We start from the raw sequence: 671 nt of genomic DNA, 5'->3' as shown, positions 1-671 counted from the left end.
CGCAGGTGGGCGAGCTCCAGCGCGGGCTGGTCGCAGGCCAGCACCAGCACCGCGCCGTCGAAACCGGCCAGCGCGCGCGCCGCCGCGGCCAGGCTCGCGGCCATGCCGTCCTGCCAGTCGGGATTGAGCACGATTTCTACCGCCAGCCCGTCGAGTTCGCCGCGCAACGCGTCGGCGCGCGCGCCGAGCACCACCACGGTGCGCGCCGCGGCGCTGGCCAGCGCCAGCCGCGCGCCGCGGCGCAGCAGGGTTTCGCCGTCGCGGCGCAGCAGTTGCTTGGGCCGGCCGAGGCGACGGCTGGCGCCGGCGGCGAGCAGGACGGCGGCGAACCGCACCGCTCACGCCCCGCCGTGGCGATGGCGCTGCAACTGCGCGGCCACGCTCAGCGCGATCGCTTCCGGCCCTTCGCCGCCCAGGGCCAGGCCGATCGGCGAATGCAGGCGCGGCGCCAGCGATTCGCGCGCGCTCGCCGGCAGCACCCGGAACAGGTCGTCGCGGCGCCGCTGCGGGCCGAGCAGGCCGACGAAGCCGATCGCCTGGCCGCTGTCGCCGCCGAGCTGCTCCAGCGCCTCGCGGTCGAGTTCGAAGTGGTGGTGCATGACCAGCGCGGCGTCGTGCGCGCGCGCGGTCGCCAGCGCCTGCGCGGGCGCGCGGGCGACCGCGTGGTCGGC

General features: G+C 77.9%; 2 protein-coding genes. Both read right to left on the bottom strand.

The features are described 5' to 3' along the window. A partial coding sequence (locus A7A76_RS19360) for an NTP transferase domain-containing protein (RefSeq protein WP_206412747.1) occupies positions 1-335 on the bottom strand: 335 nt, incomplete at its 3' end. Positions 336-338: 3 nt separating this feature from the next. Further along, positions 339-671: XdhC family protein (locus tag A7A76_RS19355; protein WP_206412746.1), on the bottom strand; the 333-nt coding region annotated here is incomplete at its 5' end.

The sequence above is a fragment of the Lysobacter enzymogenes genome (assembly GCF_017168095.1).
Taxonomy (GTDB): domain Bacteria; phylum Pseudomonadota; class Gammaproteobacteria; order Xanthomonadales; family Xanthomonadaceae; genus Lysobacter; species Lysobacter enzymogenes_D.
The sequence above is the reverse complement of the archived record's forward strand: the minus strand, read 5'-3'. Positions and strand labels throughout refer to the sequence as shown.